Below are 17,181 nucleotides of genomic sequence, written 5' to 3'. Positions count from 1 at the left end.
CCGGTGTGTGCGCGTGGCACGGTGTGGTGATCATCTCTAGTGTGGGGGCATGGCAAACGTAACTTTCCAGAACGAACCCACCACCACCGCAGGTGAGCTCCCCGCCGTCGGCGACCAGCTCCCGGACTTCACCCTCGTCGGCACTGATCTCGCGGAGGTCACCCCGGCGGATTTCGCCGGCAGGCGCGTCGTGCTCAACATCTTCCCCTCGCTGGACACCGGTGTCTGCGCGGCCTCCGTCCGTGAGTTCAACAAGCGGGCGACCTCCCTGGACAACACCGTCGTCCTGGGTATCTCCAAGGATCTGCCCTTCGCCCACGGCCGTTTCTGCTCCTCCGAGGGCATCGAGAACCTGACCGCCGGTTCCGCCTTCCGCTCCACCTTCGGTGAGGATTTCGGCCTGACCCTCCAGGGCTCCCCGCTCCAGGGTCTGCTGGCCCGCGCCGTCATCGTGGCGGATGAGAACGGCAAGGTCATCTACACCCAGCTCGTCGACGAGATCACCACCGAGCCGGATTACGACGCCGCCGTCAACGCCCTGCAGTAACATTCCCGCCACCAGCCCCGGACTGATGTCCGGGGCTTTTCGACGCCCACCTGTCTCTCTGCCATGATGGACGGGTTCACCGTTGCGCCGGACCACCAGGAGAGTTCATGACCCGCTCGGAGGGGACCACCCTTATCGCGCTGCTGACCATCATCGCGACAGCCATCGCCGGCCTGGTCGCCGCGGTGAGCCTCGGTGCCCGGGATGATGCCGGTGCTGTCGTGGCGGCCGAGGAGACGGCTGTGGTCGCTCCGACTCCGGAACCGGTCACGCAGCCCCTTGAGCGGGCCGCGATGAACAGCATCAACGGCACCGAAGTCCCGGCGGCCTCCGACACCTGGGGCGGGTTCGAGCACATCCGCAGCTGGGAAGGCGAGCTCACCGTCTGGCAGGGCAGCCCGGCGCAGCTGATCCTGGGGCCCGGGGGCAACTGGTTCCCCGCCGGCCAGCCCGGCTGCGGCGACGGCGCCCATCTGATCACCTTCACCGCGGCGGAAGGGGAGCCGCTCACCGCGCAGCTCGCGGACGCCCTCGGCACCCCCGTCCGCACCGGGAACCACGCCACCGGCTGGATGCTCGCCGATGACTGTCATCTGCCCTATGTCCAGCTTGCCGATGAGGCCGGGAGTGCCCAGGTCAGCTACACCGTGCACGAGTACCAGCCGGCCGGGCGCTAGACTGCCCGGCATGCAGCTCCACGGATTCGCCGCCGGCCCCTACAACACGAACACCTACGTCCTCTCCCACGAGGGGGAGGCCTTCGTCGTGGATCCCGGTATGCACGCGCACAAACAGGTCGAGCAGACACTCGGGGCGACCGGTTCCGAACTGGTCGCCGTCGTGCTCACCCACGGCCACATCGACCACACCCGCGACGCCGGCACCCTGGCCCGTCAGTACAACGTGCCCGTCCACATCCACCCGGACGACGCCTTCATGCTCGCGGGGAAGGACGGCGTGTCCCGGCAGTCCCAGGTGCTTTTCGACGCCGCGAACATCACCCCCGTCACCGACCGCCGCGACCTGGTCGACGGGCAGGAGCTGGTGCTCGCCGGTGTGACGTTCCAGGTCAGACACGCCCCGGGGCATTCCCCGGGCAGCTGTCTGCTGGTCCATGAGCAGTTCTGCTTCACCGGGGACGTGCTCTTTCAGGGGTCGATCGGGCGCACCGACTTCGAGGGTTCCGACCCCGCCCTCATGGACACCACCCTGCGGGGGCCGGTCTGGGAGCTTGATGATTCGCTGCAGCTGTTCCCCGGCCACGGGGCCACCACCTCCATGCGGGCGGAGCGCGCGGGCAACCCGTTCCTGCTCCAGCTGGGTATGTGAGTACTGTAGATAGCCGTGAGTGAGAAGAAACCAGCCAAGTTTGCCGCCCTGTCCGCACCCAAGGGGGTCCCGGACTACATCCCGCCGGTCTCCCCGGTTTTCCTGAAGGTCCGCGACACCTTCATCCACCAGGCCCACCTGGCCGGTTTCCAGCACATCGAGCTGCCCATCTTCGAGGACACCACCCTCTTCGCCCGCGGCGTGGGGGAGTCCACCGATGTGGTGAGCAAGGAGATGTACACCTTCGCCGACCGCGGTGACCGCTCCGTCACCCTGCGCCCCGAGGGCACCGCCGGCGTCATGCGCGCGGTCATCGAGCACAACCTCGACCGCGGCCAGCTGCCGGTCAAGCTCAACTACGCCGGCCCCTTCTTCCGCTATGAACGCCCCCAGGCCGGCCGCTACCGCCAGCTCCAGCAGGTCGGCGTGGAGGCCATCGGTGTCGACGACCCGGCACTCGACGCCGAGATCGTCGCCCTGGCCGACCGCTCCTTCCGGGCCCTCGGCCTGAGCGGTTTCCGCCTTGAGCTGACGAGCCTGGGCGATGACACCTGCCGCCCCGCCTACCGGGAGAAGCTGCAGGAGTTCCTGTTCCAACTGCCGCTGGACGAGGAGACCCGCCACCGCGCGGAGATCAACCCGCTGCGCGTGCTCGACGACAAGCGCCCGGAGGTCCAGGAGATGACCGCCGACGCGCCCCTCATGCTCGACCACCTGTCCACCCCGGCGCGCGAGCACTTCGAGACGGTCACCGGCCTGCTCGACGACATGTCCGTGCCGTACGTGATCAACCCGCGCATGGTCCGCGGCCTGGACTACTACACCAAGACCTGCTTCGAGTTCGTCCATGACGGTCTGGGCGCCCAGTCCGGCATCGGCGGCGGCGGCCGCTACGACGGGCTCATGGCCCAGCTCGGTGGCCAGGATCTCTCGGGTATCGGCTACGGCCTCGGTGTCGACCGCACTGTCCTCGCCCTGGAGGCCGAGGGCATCACGCTCGAGGACGTCGGCCGCCGCGTCGATGTCTACGGCGTCGCCCTGGGTGCGGAGGCGAAGAAGGCCATGGCCGTGCTCATCAACGACCTGCGTGCCGCCGGTGTGTCCGCGGACATGGCCTACGGCGACCGGGGTCTCAAGGGCGCGATGAAGGGTGCGGACCGGGCCAACGCCCGTTACGCCCTGGTCCTCGGCGATAACGAGCTGGCCGCCGGTACCGTGGCGGTCAAGGATCTGGCCGCCCACACCCAGGAGGACGTGGCGCTGGCCGACGTCGTGGCGCGGCTCTCCTGATTATCGGGCCGCCAGGTCGCTTTGTTAAGGTACTCCCCACGCGGATGGACCAGCCGGTCTATCCTCGATAGACCAAGTGATTTCAGGAGTGCGGAATGGCCGTCACCATCGGAGTCGACGTGGGCACCCAGGGCACCAAGGCCGGGGTATACACCACCGACGGAGTTCAGGTGGGGCGCGCCTACATCCCCCACACCATCAACTACCGCGGGCCCGGCCTCGCGGAGATGGACCCTGAGCACCTCGTCGACGCGGCCTTCACCGCCATCGCCACGGCCCTCGACGAGGCCGTCGCCGCCGGCATCAGCCGCTCGGACGTCGCCGGCATCGCCCTGTCCGGCATCCTCGTCGGCCAGGTGCTTCTCGACACCGAGGGCACCATCCTCCACCCGCTGATCACCAGCCTGGACACCCGCGCCCAGGGGCATGCCATCCGGGCAACCGAGGAACTGGAGCCGCTGTGGCTCACCGAGTCCGGCACCTCCACCCTCGACGCCTACGCCGCGCCCTTCCAGCTGCAGTGGATCCGCGACAACCAGCCCGACATCTGGGCACGCGTCGCCCGTTCCGTCTCCGTCGCCCCCTACGTCGCCGCCCGCCTGGCCGGCCTGCGCCAGGAGGAGATGTTCACCGACCCGACCCACGCCTCCGGCTGGATGGTCGGCTGGGACGAGAACACCCGCGCCTTCTCACCCGGGCAGTTCGCCGCCTTCGGCCTGCCCATGGACATCCTGCCGCGCATCGTGCCCTCCGACGCGGTCGTAGGGGAGGTGACCGCGGCGGCGTCGGCAGTCACGGGCCTGCCCGCGGGCACACCGGTCATCGCCGGTGCCGGTGACGTCATGCAGTCCAACCTCGCCTCCGGCATGGTGGAGGTCGGCCAGTCCACCGACTCCGCAGGCACCACCAGCATCCTCACCGTCGGCGTCGACGGCATCGTCCCGGAGGTCACCGCCATGCCGGGCATGCTCTACAGCCTGGGCACCATCCCGGGCCAGTCCTTCTACTGGGGTTATATCCGTGCCGGCGGACTGTCCCTGCGCTGGTTCCGCGACCAGATCGCGCGTCTCGACGGCGACGACTCCGTCTACCGCGAATTCGACGAACTCGCCGCCGGTGTCGCCCCCGGCTCCGACGGCGTGCTCTTCCTGCCGTACCTGGCCGGCGGCAACCCGGACAGCCCTGACGCCTCCGGCTCCTGGCTGGGCATGGACTCCGGCACCGACACCGCCCGGCTGTGGCGCTCCGCACTGGAGGCCGTCGCCTACGAATACGCAGCCACCCTCGGCGTCGCCCAGCGCGCCGGGGTGGAACTGCGCGAAGTGCTGGTCACCGGCGGTGGCGCGGCCAGTGGCATCTGGAACCAGATCAAGGCAGACGTCACCGGTATCCCATGGCGGCGACCCCACCGCGTCGACGGCCCCGTGCTCGCCAACGCCGCCCTGGTCAATCAGGGTCTGGGCACCTCCCCGGGCCTGGCCGCACAGCTGGCGGAGTGGAACGCCGGGGGAGTGTCCCACCACCCGGACCCGGCCATCCACGGGATCTACCGGAAGGCCGCCGCCATCCGCCGTGACCTGCTGGCACGTCCCATGCAGGAGGTCTTCGCCGCCGTGCGATCCCTGCGCGAACTCAACGACAACTAGGAGAGAAACCATGACCCTGCTCGTCACGTGGAACACCGACGACCCGTCCACCGAGACCTTCCGCAGCGAGGATCCGGAGGCCATCCGCGCCCGTCTCGCGGAAGTCGATGTCCGCTACGACCAGTGGCCCACCCGTGAGCTGCCCGACGACGCCGACCAGGAGGCCGTGCTGGCCGCCTACGCCGAAGAAGTCGCCCGCATCAGCGCGGAGGAGAACTTCACCACCGTCGACGTCGCCCGCCTGAAGAACACCGGCCAGCCGGACTTCGCCGGGATGGCGCGCGGCGCCCGGGAGAAATTCCTCGACGAGCACACCCACGACGACGACGAGGTCCGCTTCTTCGTCGAGGGCACGGGTACCTTCTACCTCCGCATCGGTGACACCGTCTCCGCCATCTTCTGCGAGCGCGGGGACCTGGTGTCCGTGCCGGAGGGCGCGACCCACTGGTTCGACATGGGCATCTCTGACCCGCAGTTCTGTGCCATCCGCTTCTTCCACGACGGGGAGGGCTGGGTCGGTGACTTCACCGGCGACCCCATCTCCGCGTCCTTCCCCACCCACGATGACCTGGCCGCCAGCCGCGGCGGAAAGTAGACACGCCCGTGAATAATCTCCCCACCGTCATCCTGCCCCGCCCCGACGTCATCGTCCTGGATATCGAGGGCACCACCTCCTCGACCTGGTTCGTCCACGACACCCTCTACCCCTATTCCCGTGAGCGTTTCGGCAGCTGGCTGCGTGAGCACAGCGACCATCCGGACGTCGCCCGCGCAAGTGCCCAGATCATGCAGGAAGGTGAGATGGGGGCGCACGTGAACGTGGACACGCTCGTCGACCAGCTCGAGGAGTGGCTGGACAACGATGAGAAGCGCACCCCGCTGAAGACCCTGCAGGGACTGATCTGGGCCGACGGATTCAACCGTGGGGATCTGACCTCGCATTTCTTCGACGACTCCATCCCGGCGATCCGCCGCTGGCATGAGGAGGGCATCGACCTGAAGATCTTCTCCTCCGGTTCCGTCAACGCCCAGACCGCCTGGTTCGGCAACTCCCCGGAGGGCGACCTGCTGCCGATGTTCACCGGGCACTTCGACACCGAGAACGCCGGACCGAAGAAGCTGGCCTCCTCCTACGCGACCATTCGCGAGGCCATCGGCGTGCCGGCCGACAAACTGCTGTTCTTCTCCGACCTCGTCGAGGAGCTCGACGGAGCCCGCGAGGACGGCTGGGCCACGGTCGGTGTGCGCCGCGAAGGCGACCAGCACTACGACCGCGGTGTGGGGGAGCACCCGGAGATCTCGTCCTTCGACCAGGTGGTCTGGGGGTGAGTGTTTTCGACGAGCGGGTCCTCGGTGCCCCGCTGCGCAGGAAATATGATGTCGCCGTCATCGGGGGCGGCATCACCGGCGTCCAGGTTGCCCGCCATGCGGCCGGCCGCGGTCTGCGCACCCTCCTGGTGGAGCGCGAGGACTACGGCTCCGGCACCTCCGCCGCCACCACGAAGGCGATCCACGGTGGCCTGCGCTACCTGGAGCAGTACGACTTCGGGGTGGTGGCGGAATCCGTCTCGGAGCGCCACTACCTGGGTCTGGCGGCCCCGCACCTGGTGCAGCCGCGTAGTTTCCTGCTCACCGCCTATGACTGGTCCAGCCCGCCGGCCCCGGTCCTCGGTGCCGGCGTGGCCCTCTACGAGGCGATGGCGCTGGGGCGCAACATCGGCATGCCCAAGGATGTCCGCTCGCCCCGTTTCCGGTGGATCGGGAAGAAGAAACTGCTGAATCAGGTCCCCTGGCTTGACCCGGAGGGGCTGGTGGGGGCGTGGCGGCACGACGACACCCTCAACATCCACCCGGAGCGGCTCCTGCTGGCCATCCTCAACACCTTCGTCGCCGACGGCGGCACGGCCGTCAACCACGCCGAGGTCACCGGTCTGCTGGGTCGCCCGGGCGAGCGGATCCGCGGCATACAGGTGCGCGACGGTATCACCGGGATGACCGAGAAGATCGAGGCGACGGTCACCGTCAACGCCGCCGGCCCCTGGGTTGCTGAAGTGCTGGGTGATCTCGCCGAGGACGCCGGCGTGCGGGTCAAGCAGGCCAAGGGTGTGCACCTGTTCACCCGGGACCTGGGCAACCGGGACGCGGTCTATGTCCGGGGCCGCAACGGCCGCCACATCGTGGTCAACCCCTGGGAGGGCCGCACCCTGGTCGGGCCGACGGATACCCCGGCTGAGTCGACGGAGACGACGGTGGCGGACATCAACCTGCTACGCGAGACCCTTGATTCCGTCTCGGTCCGTCCGCTGGTGCGTGCGGACGTGCAGGACACCATCGTCGGTGTGCGTCCGCTCATCGACGACGGCAACGACACCTACACCTCCTCCCGGCGTTTCGACATCCGCGATCACGGCCCCAACGGCCTGCCCGGCCTGTTCACCGTCTCCGGCGGCAAGTGGACGACGGGCCGCAAGATGGGGGAGAAGGTCATGGACACGGTCATCGAGGCCAGTGCGCAGCATCTGCCGCCGACCCGTGTCTTCGATTCCCGTCATCTCGACCTGTCGACCTCCTTCGGTGATTACGACACCGTCGCCGCCGCTTTCAGCGCGGCCGCGGCCAGGGTCCCGGAGGCCGGCCTGCCGCGCGACACCCGAGTGCATCTGGCGCGCCTCTACGGCACTGCCCACGAGAAGGTCCTCGCGCTCGTCGCAGGGGACCGCACTCTCACGGCCCGGCTGGGCGGTTCGGCTGACATCGCCGCCCAGGCCGTCTACGCCGTCACCGAGGAATCCGCCCGCACCCTGGCAGATGTGCTGGACCGCCGCCTGACGGTGGGTACCCTCGGGCTTGTCGATGCCCCGGTTGTCGAGCAGGTCGCCACGCTCATCGCTCCATTGCTGGGCTGGTCGGAGGAGCGTCGACAAGCAGAGGTCGACGCCTACCTGGCCGCGCAGCGCGGCCGCGTCGAGGTGCTGGACGAGGCCTTCCGCGGCTGATCAGCCGCGGGGCAGACCGGAGCGCAGGAACTCCTGCGCGTCGGTCGCTTTCCGCATCGCGGCGGCCACCCCAGGCGCCACGTCCGTGTGGATGGTGGGCAGATTGCGTTCGAAGGGGGCCTGCAGGGCGCGGGTGCGCCAGAAGTCACCGCTGTGGCGGGGGTCATTCTCGCGGTAGCGGGGGTCGACGAGCAGGAAACCCCCGACCTCGGAGATGTCCGGCGCCCACACCGTGGCCACCCCGTGGAGCACCCCGTCCTCCAGCCGCTGATAGCGCAGGGCCGCCGGGATGCCCGCGGCCCGGTACAGGGCGACGAGCAGATGGGCCTGGGCGTAGCAGACACCCTCCCGCGAGTGCAGCGTGTCCGAGGCGGAGACCGCCAGGTGCGTGCCCCCGGTGTCGGCGGGATGGGTGATGCGGTCGCGGACGTAGACGAAGATGTTGCGCACCGTCTCCGCCGGGTTATCCCCGGCCAACGCCGCGGCCAGCGCGATGATGTCGCGGTCATCGGAGTCGATGAGCGTTGTGGGGGCGAGGAACTCGGCGTCGAGATGCATCATGGTCAGTCCCCGTCGTGGCCGCGCAGCAGATCCGTGAAGGGCACGAGGTTCTCCACCGGGTCCACGCCCGTGCGGCGGCGGCTGCCCTGACCGGCGGAGGTAACCCCGCCGAGGCCGCCGACGCTGGCGGAGGCGACCATCTGATCGGCGAGCTCACCTGTGGCGCGGGCGATGCGGTCCGCCAGGGCCGCACCTTCCTCGGAACCGAAGTCGTCGGTCGCGGCGAAGACTCCGGTGGGCACCACAAAGGCACGCATGAAGCTCAGGAGGGGGCGCAGCGCGTGGTCGAGGACGAGGGAATGGCGGGCGGTACCGGCGGTGGCCGCGATGATCGTGGGCATACCGTTGAGGGCATCCTGGTCGAGGACGTCGAAGAAGGTCTTGAACAGGCCCGAGTAGCTGGCCTTGAACACCGGGGTGACCACGATGAGCCCGTCGGAGCCGGAGACCTGCTCCTTCGCCTCATCGAGTGCTTCCGAGGACATGCCGGTGGTCAGGGCGCGGCCGAGGTCGTTGACCAGCTCGCGCAGTTCGATGACCTCGATGGTCAGTGACTCACCACGGGCGGTGACGGCGGCGTTCGCGGCGGCGGCGATCTGGTCCGCGACCTGCCGGGTGCTCGACGGGTTGGACAGTCCGGCGGTGATGACGGTCAGGGTGCGCATCTACTTCTCCTCACCCGGGCGGACCTGGAAGTGCGGGGCTTCCGGGTTGTCCTTGAGTGTGGCGTGGGTCGGCGGGTTGGAGGGCACGTGCTCCGGGCGACGGGCCTCCATGCGGCGGCGGACCTCGGGCACGACCTGGGTACCCAGGATCTCGATCTGCTCGAGGACGACCTCCAGGGGCAGGCCGGCGTGGTCCATGAGGAAGAGCTGGCGCTGGTAGTCACCGACCCAGTCGGCGAACTCCATGGTGCGCTCGATGACCTGCTCGACGGTACCCACCGTCAGCGGGGTCATGTCCGTGAACTCCTCCAGGGAGGGGCCGTGGCCGTAGACCGGGGCATTGTCAAAGTAGGGGCGGAAGAAATCCTTGGCGGCCTGCTCGGTCTCACCGATGAAGACCTGCCCGCCGAGGCCGACGATGGCCTGGTCGGCACGGCCGTGTCCGTATGACTCGAAGCGGCGGCGGTAGATGTCCACCATCTTCGCGGTGTGCTCCTTGTTCCAGAAGATGTTGTTGTGGAAGAAGCCGTCACCGTAGAAGGCGGCCTGCTCGGCGATCTGCACGGAGCGGATGGAGCCGTGCCAGACGAACGGCGGGACGTCATCGAGCGGGGCCGGGGTGGAGGTGTATCCCTGCAGCGGGGTGCGGAACTGGCCCTGCCAGTTGACCACCGGCTCGCGCCACAGGCGGCGCAGGAGGTGATAGTTCTCGATGGCCAGAGGGATGCCCTGGCGGATGTCCTTGCCGAACCAGGGGTAGACCGGCCCGGTGTTGCCGCGGCCCATCATCAGGTCGACGCGGCCGCCGGACAGGTGCTGGAGGAAGGCGTAGTCCTCGGCGATCTTGAGTGGATCATTGGTGGTGATCAGCGTCGTGGCGGTGGACAGCTGCAGCTTCTCAGTCTTCGCGGCGATGTAGGCCAGGTGCGTGGTGGGGGAGGAGGGGACGAAAGGGGGGTTGTGGTGCTCGCCGGTGGCGAAGACATCCAGGCCCACCTCCTCGGCCTTGAGCGCCATCTGCGTCATGGCGTGGATGCGCTCACCTTCGGTGGGGGTGGTGCCGTTGGTCGGGTCCGTGGTGACGTCGCCGATGGTGAAGATGCCGAACTGCATGGTGTGTTATCTCCTGACTGGAAGTTGTTGAACCCACCATATGTGACATGTCAACATCAGGTCAAGCGGGTCAGTTGTCCACGGCGTCGAGAAGCTCCGCGAGGTCCGAACCGCCGATCACGCGGATGGGGCGCTGATCCTTGCGCCCCTCCTCCGTGAGGACCACCGCCCGCGGCAGCGAACCGTCCTTCCGCGGCGTGGTCAGCGCGTCGATCGCCTCCTGCGCCAGCACATCCTTGGCCAGGAACACCGCCCGGTCGTTCTCCTCCGCCCAGTCGAGGACCTCGGCGACGGAGCGGGCATCGAGATGGTCGTTGTCGTCCAGGTCCGCCGCCACCCACCGCGCAATCGTGTTCGTGGTCAGCAACGCCACAAACCGGCCACCCTCGTAGATGGGGAACTGGGAGATCCGCGTCCGGCGGATGATCTGCAGCGCCTCCCGGATGTCATCCCCGGGCGAGAAGGTGTGCACGTCATGGTGCCCCAGCACGCCAAGTGCCGTGGGAGGGTTACGCAGCAGATCCCGGATCCGCTCAATCTCCGCGACCGTCTCCGGAAGCGGTTCCGCAATCGGCCGCATGTCCTCCGTGTACAGACCGTGGCTGATCGCGTTGCGCAGCTCCGCGAACTCCTTGAGATCATCCGCATGCTCATCCGAGAGCAGATGCTTGCGCGCCGCCAGATCAACCATCCAGCGGAAATTATCCGACTTCTTCGCGTTCAACAGATCGCGGAGGAAATCCTCGATGTCGTTGAATGCCGCCAGGAAAGGAATCGCCCGGTTGGGGGAGGTCTGCTCATTCACACAGCCCAGCCTAGTGAGACAATGGCCGACATGGCCCGAAGACATTCTGGAGAGGGAGCAGGACCGCCATGACCAGACACCGTCATTTCTCCACCGAGCACTTTGCGCCCCGGGACCGGGCCAGGGCCTGGCAGGAGCATCTCGGCGGCGCCCTGGGAGAATCCGACTACCGTGTCTTCAACAAGGCCGGCCTGGTGGCCACCCATACCGAGCTGGAGCATGATGAGTTCCGGGTCCACGGTTTTCAGGTTCATGACCACGTGCTCGACCGCAGCTTGACCATGCCCGGGGCGAGCCACTCCCATTACTATGCTTCCCTCGTGATCGAAGGGCAGGCGTCCTACTACTCATCGTCGGTGATCCACCTGGCAGGCCCCGGGGAGACTGTGCTCTTTGCTCCAGATGAGCAGTATGTCTTCTCGTTTCCCCGCGACACCGCCATCCTGATGCTGGAACTGCCCCGTTCCTGTGTCCACCAGGACTTTTTCCCGACCGATCAGTCGGTGATGAAGTTCGGCAGAGAGCTGCGCACGCCGGGTGGCCTCCCGCACCGGGAGCTGTTCCGCATGGTCGCCGAGGGAGTCCCTAGTGCTGAGACAGCGCTCCACGGGTTGCGGCTGCGGATCGATTCGCTGCTCCGGGGGCAGTCGGACACCGCCATATTCAGTGCTGCGATGAGCTTCATCTCCGAACACTTCGCGGAGGACGGGTTGATGGTCAAGGACGTCGCTGAGGCCGTGAACCTGTCCACCCGGCACCTCTCCAGGCTGTTCCAGCGCCACGATGCCTCTGTGGGGGCATGCATCAGTGCCGCCCGTGTCAGTTGCGCCCGTCAACTGCTCGCCGGGACGGAGCTGTCGCTGAGCCAGATCGCGGTGGAATCCGGTTTCGGCACTCCGGCAAATTTCTCACGGGTATTCTCCCGGCACACCGGGCAATCACCGTCGAGCTACCGGTCCCGGCGACGTCTCCCATCTCACCCCGGGATGGCCTGAACTGCAATATATTCGGCCGAAATTGGATCGCCCGCACCCACCTTCTCCACCTAGTTTGGGTGGACACGTTCACTCCCCGTCCGGGCGGCACGGCCGCCGGGTCAGGCGGGAAATGATCACAGAAAGGTGCCCGATCATGGTAACTGCAGGTTCATCGGCTGCTTCCAAGCGCTCCTACACCGCCGAGGATTTCGGCCTCACCCCAGAGAGGCTTGATGCTGCCGTAGTGAAGTTCCGGAAGGTCCTCGGAGAGGAAGGCGTGCTCACCGGAGACGCTGCCCGAGAGTTCGGCGATCCTTTCTCACCCGATGAGTGGGTCGAGCTCATTCCGCCGGTGGTTCTCCAGCCGACCAACACCGAGCAGGTGCAGGACATCGTCCGAATCGCCAACGAGTACGAGGTCCCCCTGTGGACCACTTCCCAGGGCCGCAACCTCGGTTACGGTGGTTCTGCTCCCCGCCTACCCGGCTCCGTGGTGGTCAACCTGCGCCGGATGAACAAGGTCGTCGAGGTCAACGATGAACTCGGTTACGTGGTGGTGGAGCCCGGTGTCTCCTACAACCAGCTCTACGAAGAGTTGCGTGCACGCCGTTCCCGTCTCTGGGCGGATGTGCCCGACATCGGCTGGGGCAGCGTGGTGGGCAACGCTATGGACCACGGTATCGGCTACTCGGTCTACGGCGACCACGCCGGTGCTGTCTGTGGCATGGAGGTCGTCCTGGCGGACGGCGAGATCATGCGCACCGGTATGGGCGCCATGGAGAACAACCGGACCTGGCACCTCTCACCCCGCGGCTACGGCCCGACCGCCGACGGCATCTTCATGCAGTCCAACTACGGGATCGTGACCCGGATGGGTTACCACTGCTTCCCGGAGCCGGAGATCTACATGCCGTGCTTCGCCATGCTGGACAGCGATGATCTGGTGGAGCCGTTCCTGGAGGCCCTCCGTCCCCTCATGCTCAACCGTACGATCATGAATATCCCGTCCATGTTCAATGCGTTGGGGGCGCTCAGTTTCTCCGGCGGTCACGACCGCAACGAGATCTACGATGGTGAGGGTCCCGTCCCACAGGAGGCGGCGGAGGCCTACGCCCGCGACCGGCTGGGTGTCGGCGCCTGGAGCATGCGCTTCGCCCTCTACGGGGCGGAATCCGTGGTGGATGAGCAGTTCAAGATCGTCAAACAGACCCTCGAGGCCGTGGAGGGGGTGCGTATCGTCGGGCAGAAGCACCCGGGAAATGATCTGCCGGTGGAGGAGTTCGACCAGAACATGAAGGTCCAGGCCTGCGTCCCGGACATGAGTATGCTCAAGGCCACCGACTTCATCGGTGCAGAGCGCGGTGGGCACATGACCTTCTCCTCCCTCGTGCCCCTGACAGGGCGGGACGGAGCCCGCATTCGCGACCTGGTCAAGCAACGTGTCGAAGGCATCGGGCTGGACTACACCTCGACCTTCCTGATCCACCAGCGTCATGCCATCCATGTCGCCGTGATCATCTTCAACCTCGAGGATGAATCTGCCCCCCAGGCCTACGAGACCTGCCGGCAACTCATCGCCGAACTGGGTGAACTCGGTTACGCGGAATACCGTGCGCACGTTGACTATATGGATCTGGTCGCCTCCCTGTTCGGCTACAACAACCACATCCAGCTGGACTTCAATGAGCGCATCAAGGACGCCCTGGATCCCAAGGGAATCCTCTCACCGGGTAAGCAGGGCATCTGGCCTCGTCGACTGCGCGAACTGGGTGCCGACGACCGGTAGTTTCCTCCTGGTGAGACAATGGCCGACATGGCCGAGTTCACCCGGGCGGAGCTCGCCGCTCTGCTCAGCCGGGCAGACGGTGTGATTGACCGCGCCCGTTCCCTCACCCCGCTTATCGACGCCCCCGCACTTACCCCCTCCACCCGCGGCACCGTCGAGCTCCCCGAAGGTATCGGTTGGCTTATCCCACCCGGTGCCGTCGACTGGCCGGCCGACCTCTACGCCTACGCTGAACTCGAGCGGTTGCCGGGCGCCAGGGAGCAGCTGCGCCGCTGGGTGGCTGCCACGGCTGAGCTCCCCGCGTTGCGGGAGAAGGCCCGTCACGCCGCGCCGGGTCTGCTGCGCCGCATCTTCGGTGGGACGGGGCTGGCTCAGGCCAGGCAGGCTGCGGGGCAGCTGCAGGGCCGGCTGTCTGAGCCGGAGGTCGTCGACGTGGTGCAGGCTGCGCAGCAGACACAGGCCAGGGGAGTGTACCTGCAGCCCGGGGTCCACGGAACACCCGACCACTTCATCGCCGCCGCCCGCGCCGGCTTCGAACAGGCTGTGGGGCACCGGGGACTGCACTTCACCCGCCACGACGCCGACCAGCAGTCCCGGGTCCTGAGCCGTGCCCGGGTGTTGCAGCACGACCCGCACTCGGAACCCGCGCTGCGTGCCGGGGCCGAGCGCCTGCTCACCGCCCTGACCGATGAGCGCGCCCGCATCCTGCTGCGCCAGCTGCCCGTCGACGCCCTGCGCACCGCCACAAGTCAACGCCTGCGATTCGCCGGCCTGGAGACCATCGGGGTGGCCACCGTCGCCGATGTGCTCGATCTCCCCGTGGGGCGTCTCACCCAGGTGCGCGGCATCGGGGTGCAGACCGCCCGGCGGCTCAGGGCCGCGGCGGAGACGTTGCGTCGCGAGGCCGTGGCCACCCACTCCACCGGCATCGGCGACACCGCCACCGCTGCCGCGACGGCACTGGTCCGGGTGCTGGCCCAGTTCGACCGGATCAACACCCTCGACGAGCTCCAGCGGGCCCGTCGACGACGGATCCTGCAGTATTCCGCCGAGGTCCCCGCGGGCGGTGGGATCTGGGACGTGGCGCTCACCGCGGAGACAGCCGACTGGCGGCAGTTCACCGACGACATCGCCTGGGCGGATGCGCACCGGGAGATCCTCGAACCCGCCCGCCCCGTCAGCGTCGGCGAGCAGACCTGGGCGGACTACCTCTCCCGGCCCGCCCACTACCAGGGGTTACTGGCCACCCTGCTGGACCTGGAGGTTGAGGGCGGTGAGGACCTCGCGGCCGACACCCTCGAGCGCATCCGTTCACTGCGTCTCGACCGCACCCACCTCACCGAGCTCCACCTGCGCGGTTACCAGTCCTTCGGGGCCCGTTTCTCCCTGGTGCAGGAGAAGGTGGTCCTCGGTGATGAGATGGGCCTGGGCAAGACGGTCCAGGCGCTGGCGGTCGCCGCCCACCTGGCGGCGGAGGGGCGTCGACACGCTCTCGTGGTGTGCCCGGCCTCCGTGATCACCAACTGGGTACGTGAGTCCCGCCGCTTCACCGACCTGCCCGTCTACCGGGCCCACGGTCCGGAGAAGGAGGAGGCGGTCGCCGCCTGGTCCGACACCGGTGGGATCTGCGTACTCACCTACGACGGGGCCCGCACGATGCAGATCCCCATTCCGGACCTGGTCGTTGTGGACGAGGCGCACATGATCAAGAACCCTGCCGCCGGCCGCACCATCGCTGTCCGCGCGCTCATCGACACTGCCTCCCACGCTGTCCTGCTCACCGGCACCCCGCTGGAGAACCGGGTGGAGGACTTCGCCACCTTGATCAGCTTCGTCACCCCCGACCTGATCAGCGCCGGTATGTCGGGCATGGCCGCCGTGGATTTCCGGGTTCGCATCGCCCCCGCCTACCTGCGGCGCAATCAGGTCGATGTGCTCGATGAACTACCGGAGAAGCTCGAGCAGCTCGACTGGATCGACCTCAGCCCGGCCGATGAGCGGCACTACGCCGGGGCGGTGCGGCAGGGCAGTTTCATGGCCATGCGCCGCGCCGCCATGACCACCCCGGACGTCGTGCCCGCCAAACTCGAACGCATCCGGGAGATCGTGGCGGAGGCGGAGGAGTCCGGCCGCAAGGTGCTCATCTTCACCTATTTCCTCGACGTCCTCGACGTGCTTGCCGCCGACCTGGGTGAGCGCGTCGTCGGTTGTCTCTCCGGCGCCGTGAACCCGGCCGCGCGCCAGGAGCTTATCGACGCCCTCTCCACCGCCCCCGCCGGTTCCGTCCTGCTCGCACAGATCACCGCCGGAGGCACCGGGCTGAACATCCAGTCCGCCAGCGTGGTCATCATCGTGGAGCCCCAGGTCAAGCCCTCCGTTGAGGCCCAGGCTATCGCCCGCGCCCACCGCATGGGACAGACCTCCACAGTTCTGGTCCACCGCCTCATCGGCGACGACACCGTCGATGAACGCATGCTGGAGATGCTCGTCGGCAAGGCCCAGCTTTTCGACGCCTTCGCCCGCCCCAGCGAATCCGCTCAGGTCCATGACGCCGTCGACATCACCGAAGGGCAGCTGGCCGAGGCCATCATCGCCGCGGAGCGGGAACGACTGGATTACAACCCGTGACCAAGGTCACCCTAAGCTGGGGAATGAAACAGCTGGCCAGGGAGTTCTACTGGGTATGACTGACACTGACAACAAGAACCCCCTCGTCATCAACGAGGAAGCCCAGAACATTCTGTTCCGGGAGGCCCGCACCGCCAACGCCTTCACTGACGAGCCGGTCACGGACGAGCAGATCAACGCGATCTTCGACCTGGTCAAGTGGGCGCCGACCTCGATGAACATCCAGCCGCTGCGCGTCGTCGTAGTGCGTTCCGATGAGGCCAAGGCCCGCCTGCTTCCCCACCTGGCAGAGGGTAACCGCAAGAAGGCCGAGCAGGCCCCGGCCGTCGCCCTGCTCGCCGCGGACATCGACTTCCACGACGAGCTGCCGAAGGTCTTCCCGCACTTCGAGGGTGCCCGCGACATCTTCGCTGAGGACGAGGCCGGTCGTGTCAGTACTGCCGAACTCAACGCCGGCCTGCAGATCGGCTACGCCATCATCGGCATCCGCGCCGCAGGTCTCGCCGCCGGCCCGATGACCGGCATGGACGCTGCGGCCCTGTCCAAGGAGTTCTTCCCGGACGGTCGCCACCGAGTGCTCGTCGCCATCAACATGGGCAAGCCTGCCGAGGAGGGCGCCTGGTTCGACCGCCTGCCGCGCCTCGGCTTCGAAGAGGTCGTAGAGACCCTCTAGAATCTCGCTCCTGCCTCGTGGGTACCGTTTCCTGGTAAATGGAAATGGTGCCCATTTTCATTAAATAAATATCCCCTGAACTGGACCTTTAGTCACGGTTGACCCCGGAGTTCACCCCCATGTCCCGGCCATGGTCTAGCGTCATCATCGAACAGGAAAGCGATG

The 17,181-nt window shown here is 67.4% G+C and carries 16 protein-coding genes; 12 read left to right on the top strand and 4 right to left on the bottom strand.

The genetic code is table 11. From position 1 onward, the window contains the following. The first annotated feature begins 49 nt into the window (after positions 1 to 49). From tpx to EAH68_RS11930, 8 genes are all read left to right on the top strand, one after another. The gene (gene tpx, locus EAH68_RS11965; protein ID WP_126121580.1) at positions 50 to 547 is read left to right on the top strand and encodes a thiol peroxidase; all 498 of its coding nucleotides are present in this window, start codon (positions 50 to 52) and stop codon (positions 545 to 547) included. Between the two features lie 107 nt (positions 548 to 654). Further along, positions 655 to 1,224, top strand: coding sequence for a hypothetical protein (locus tag EAH68_RS11960; protein WP_126121579.1), 570 nt, complete (start codon positions 655 to 657; stop codon positions 1,222 to 1,224). 10 nt (positions 1,225 to 1,234) lie between these two features. Further along, the gene (locus EAH68_RS11955) at positions 1,235 to 1,876 is read left to right on the top strand and encodes an MBL fold metallo-hydrolase (protein ID WP_206436409.1); all 642 of its coding nucleotides are present in this window, start codon (positions 1,235 to 1,237) and stop codon (positions 1,874 to 1,876) included. Positions 1,877 to 1,891: 15 nt separating this feature from the next. Beyond that, complete coding sequence (gene hisS, locus EAH68_RS11950; protein WP_164546484.1) at positions 1,892 to 3,166, top strand: histidine--tRNA ligase; 1,275 nt, start codon at positions 1,892 to 1,894, stop codon at positions 3,164 to 3,166. A 95-nt stretch (positions 3,167 to 3,261) separates the two neighbouring features. Next, positions 3,262 to 4,812: a xylulokinase gene (locus EAH68_RS11945; protein WP_126121577.1), complete on the top strand. Its 1,551-nt coding sequence runs from the start codon at positions 3,262 to 3,264 to the stop codon at positions 4,810 to 4,812. 10 nt (positions 4,813 to 4,822) lie between these two features. After that, a complete protein-coding gene (locus EAH68_RS11940) occupies positions 4,823 to 5,407 on the top strand; it encodes a 1,2-dihydroxy-3-keto-5-methylthiopentene dioxygenase (RefSeq protein ID WP_126121576.1) in 585 nt (194 codons plus the stop codon). A gap of 8 nt (positions 5,408 to 5,415) precedes the next feature. Further along, positions 5,416 to 6,141, top strand: coding sequence for an acireductone synthase (gene mtnC, locus EAH68_RS11935; RefSeq protein ID WP_126121575.1), 726 nt, complete (start codon positions 5,416 to 5,418; stop codon positions 6,139 to 6,141). Beyond that, positions 6,138 to 7,808 (top strand): glycerol-3-phosphate dehydrogenase/oxidase, encoded by a 1,671-nt coding sequence (locus tag EAH68_RS11930; RefSeq protein ID WP_126121574.1) that lies wholly within the window; start codon positions 6,138 to 6,140, stop codon positions 7,806 to 7,808. The genes mtnC and EAH68_RS11930 overlap by 4 nt, the downstream gene beginning before the upstream one ends. Here the strand turns inward: EAH68_RS11930 and EAH68_RS11925 are convergent, their stop codons facing one another. The 4 genes from EAH68_RS11925 to EAH68_RS11910 all read right to left on the bottom strand — a co-directional run bounded on the left by EAH68_RS11925 (position 7,809) and on the right by EAH68_RS11910 (position 10,952). Then, positions 7,809 to 8,369: a transglutaminase-like domain-containing protein gene (locus tag EAH68_RS11925; RefSeq protein ID WP_126121573.1), complete on the bottom strand. Its 561-nt coding sequence runs from the start codon at positions 8,367 to 8,369 to the stop codon at positions 7,809 to 7,811. Between the two features lie 2 nt (positions 8,370 to 8,371). Then, a complete protein-coding gene (locus EAH68_RS11920) occupies positions 8,372 to 9,034 on the bottom strand; it encodes an FMN reductase (RefSeq protein WP_126121572.1) in 663 nt (220 codons plus the stop codon). Beyond that, positions 9,035 to 10,147, bottom strand: a complete 1,113-nt coding sequence (locus tag EAH68_RS11915; RefSeq protein ID WP_126121571.1) for an LLM class flavin-dependent oxidoreductase — start codon at positions 10,145 to 10,147, stop codon at positions 9,035 to 9,037. A gap of 70 nt (positions 10,148 to 10,217) precedes the next feature. Then, positions 10,218 to 10,952, bottom strand: coding sequence for a CBS domain-containing protein (locus EAH68_RS11910; RefSeq protein WP_241228440.1), 735 nt, complete (start codon positions 10,950 to 10,952; stop codon positions 10,218 to 10,220). 68 nt (positions 10,953 to 11,020) lie between these two features. On the opposite strand from EAH68_RS11910, the gene EAH68_RS11905 reads away from it, so the two are divergent. The 4 genes from EAH68_RS11905 to EAH68_RS11890 all read left to right on the top strand — a co-directional run bounded on the left by EAH68_RS11905 (position 11,021) and on the right by EAH68_RS11890 (position 17,016). Beyond that, positions 11,021 to 11,947 (top strand): AraC family transcriptional regulator, encoded by a 927-nt coding sequence (locus EAH68_RS11905; protein WP_126121569.1) that lies wholly within the window; start codon positions 11,021 to 11,023, stop codon positions 11,945 to 11,947. A 136-nt stretch (positions 11,948 to 12,083) separates the two neighbouring features. Then, complete coding sequence (locus tag EAH68_RS11900) at positions 12,084 to 13,715, top strand: FAD-binding oxidoreductase (RefSeq protein WP_164546483.1); 1,632 nt, start codon at positions 12,084 to 12,086, stop codon at positions 13,713 to 13,715. 18 nt (positions 13,716 to 13,733) lie between these two features. Continuing rightward, positions 13,734 to 16,343 (top strand): DEAD/DEAH box helicase, encoded by a 2,610-nt coding sequence (locus EAH68_RS11895; protein WP_126121567.1) that lies wholly within the window; start codon positions 13,734 to 13,736, stop codon positions 16,341 to 16,343. A gap of 55 nt (positions 16,344 to 16,398) precedes the next feature. Next, entirely contained in the window at positions 16,399 to 17,016 is a 618-nt protein-coding gene (locus tag EAH68_RS11890; RefSeq protein ID WP_126121566.1) for a malonic semialdehyde reductase, read from the top strand. The last annotated feature ends 165 nt before the right edge of the window (positions 17,017 to 17,181 follow it).

This window comes from Corynebacterium hylobatis, from assembly GCF_003955685.1.
Taxonomy (GTDB): Bacteria; Actinomycetota; Actinomycetes; order Mycobacteriales; family Mycobacteriaceae; genus Corynebacterium; species Corynebacterium hylobatis.
This window is presented reverse-complemented; position numbering and strand designations above follow the sequence as displayed.

Bases quoted from the DNA above. Each gene is read 5' to 3' on its own strand.
- tpx (WP_126121580.1), top strand. From the start codon at position 50: ATGGCAAACGTAACTTTCCAGAACGAACCCACCACCACCGCAGGTGAG.
- EAH68_RS11960 (WP_126121579.1), top strand. From the start codon at position 655: ATGACCCGCTCGGAGGGGACCACCCTTATCGCGCTGCTGACCATCATC.
- EAH68_RS11955 (WP_206436409.1), top strand. From the start codon at position 1,235: ATGCAGCTCCACGGATTCGCCGCCGGCCCCTACAACACGAACACCTAC.
- EAH68_RS11945 (WP_126121577.1), top strand. From the start codon at position 3,262: ATGGCCGTCACCATCGGAGTCGACGTGGGCACCCAGGGCACCAAGGCC.
- EAH68_RS11940 (WP_126121576.1), top strand. From the start codon at position 4,823: ATGACCCTGCTCGTCACGTGGAACACCGACGACCCGTCCACCGAGACC.
- EAH68_RS11925 (WP_126121573.1), bottom strand. From the start codon at position 8,369: ATGATGCATCTCGACGCCGAGTTCCTCGCCCCCACAACGCTCATCGAC.
- EAH68_RS11920 (WP_126121572.1), bottom strand. From the start codon at position 9,034: ATGCGCACCCTGACCGTCATCACCGCCGGACTGTCCAACCCGTCGAGC.
- EAH68_RS11915 (WP_126121571.1), bottom strand. From the start codon at position 10,147: ATGCAGTTCGGCATCTTCACCATCGGCGACGTCACCACGGACCCGACC.
- EAH68_RS11905 (WP_126121569.1), top strand. From the start codon at position 11,021: ATGACCAGACACCGTCATTTCTCCACCGAGCACTTTGCGCCCCGGGAC.
- EAH68_RS11900 (WP_164546483.1), top strand. From the start codon at position 12,084: ATGGTAACTGCAGGTTCATCGGCTGCTTCCAAGCGCTCCTACACCGCC.
- EAH68_RS11895 (WP_126121567.1), top strand. From the start codon at position 13,734: ATGGCCGACATGGCCGAGTTCACCCGGGCGGAGCTCGCCGCTCTGCTC.
- EAH68_RS11890 (WP_126121566.1), top strand. From the start codon at position 16,399: ATGACTGACACTGACAACAAGAACCCCCTCGTCATCAACGAGGAAGCC.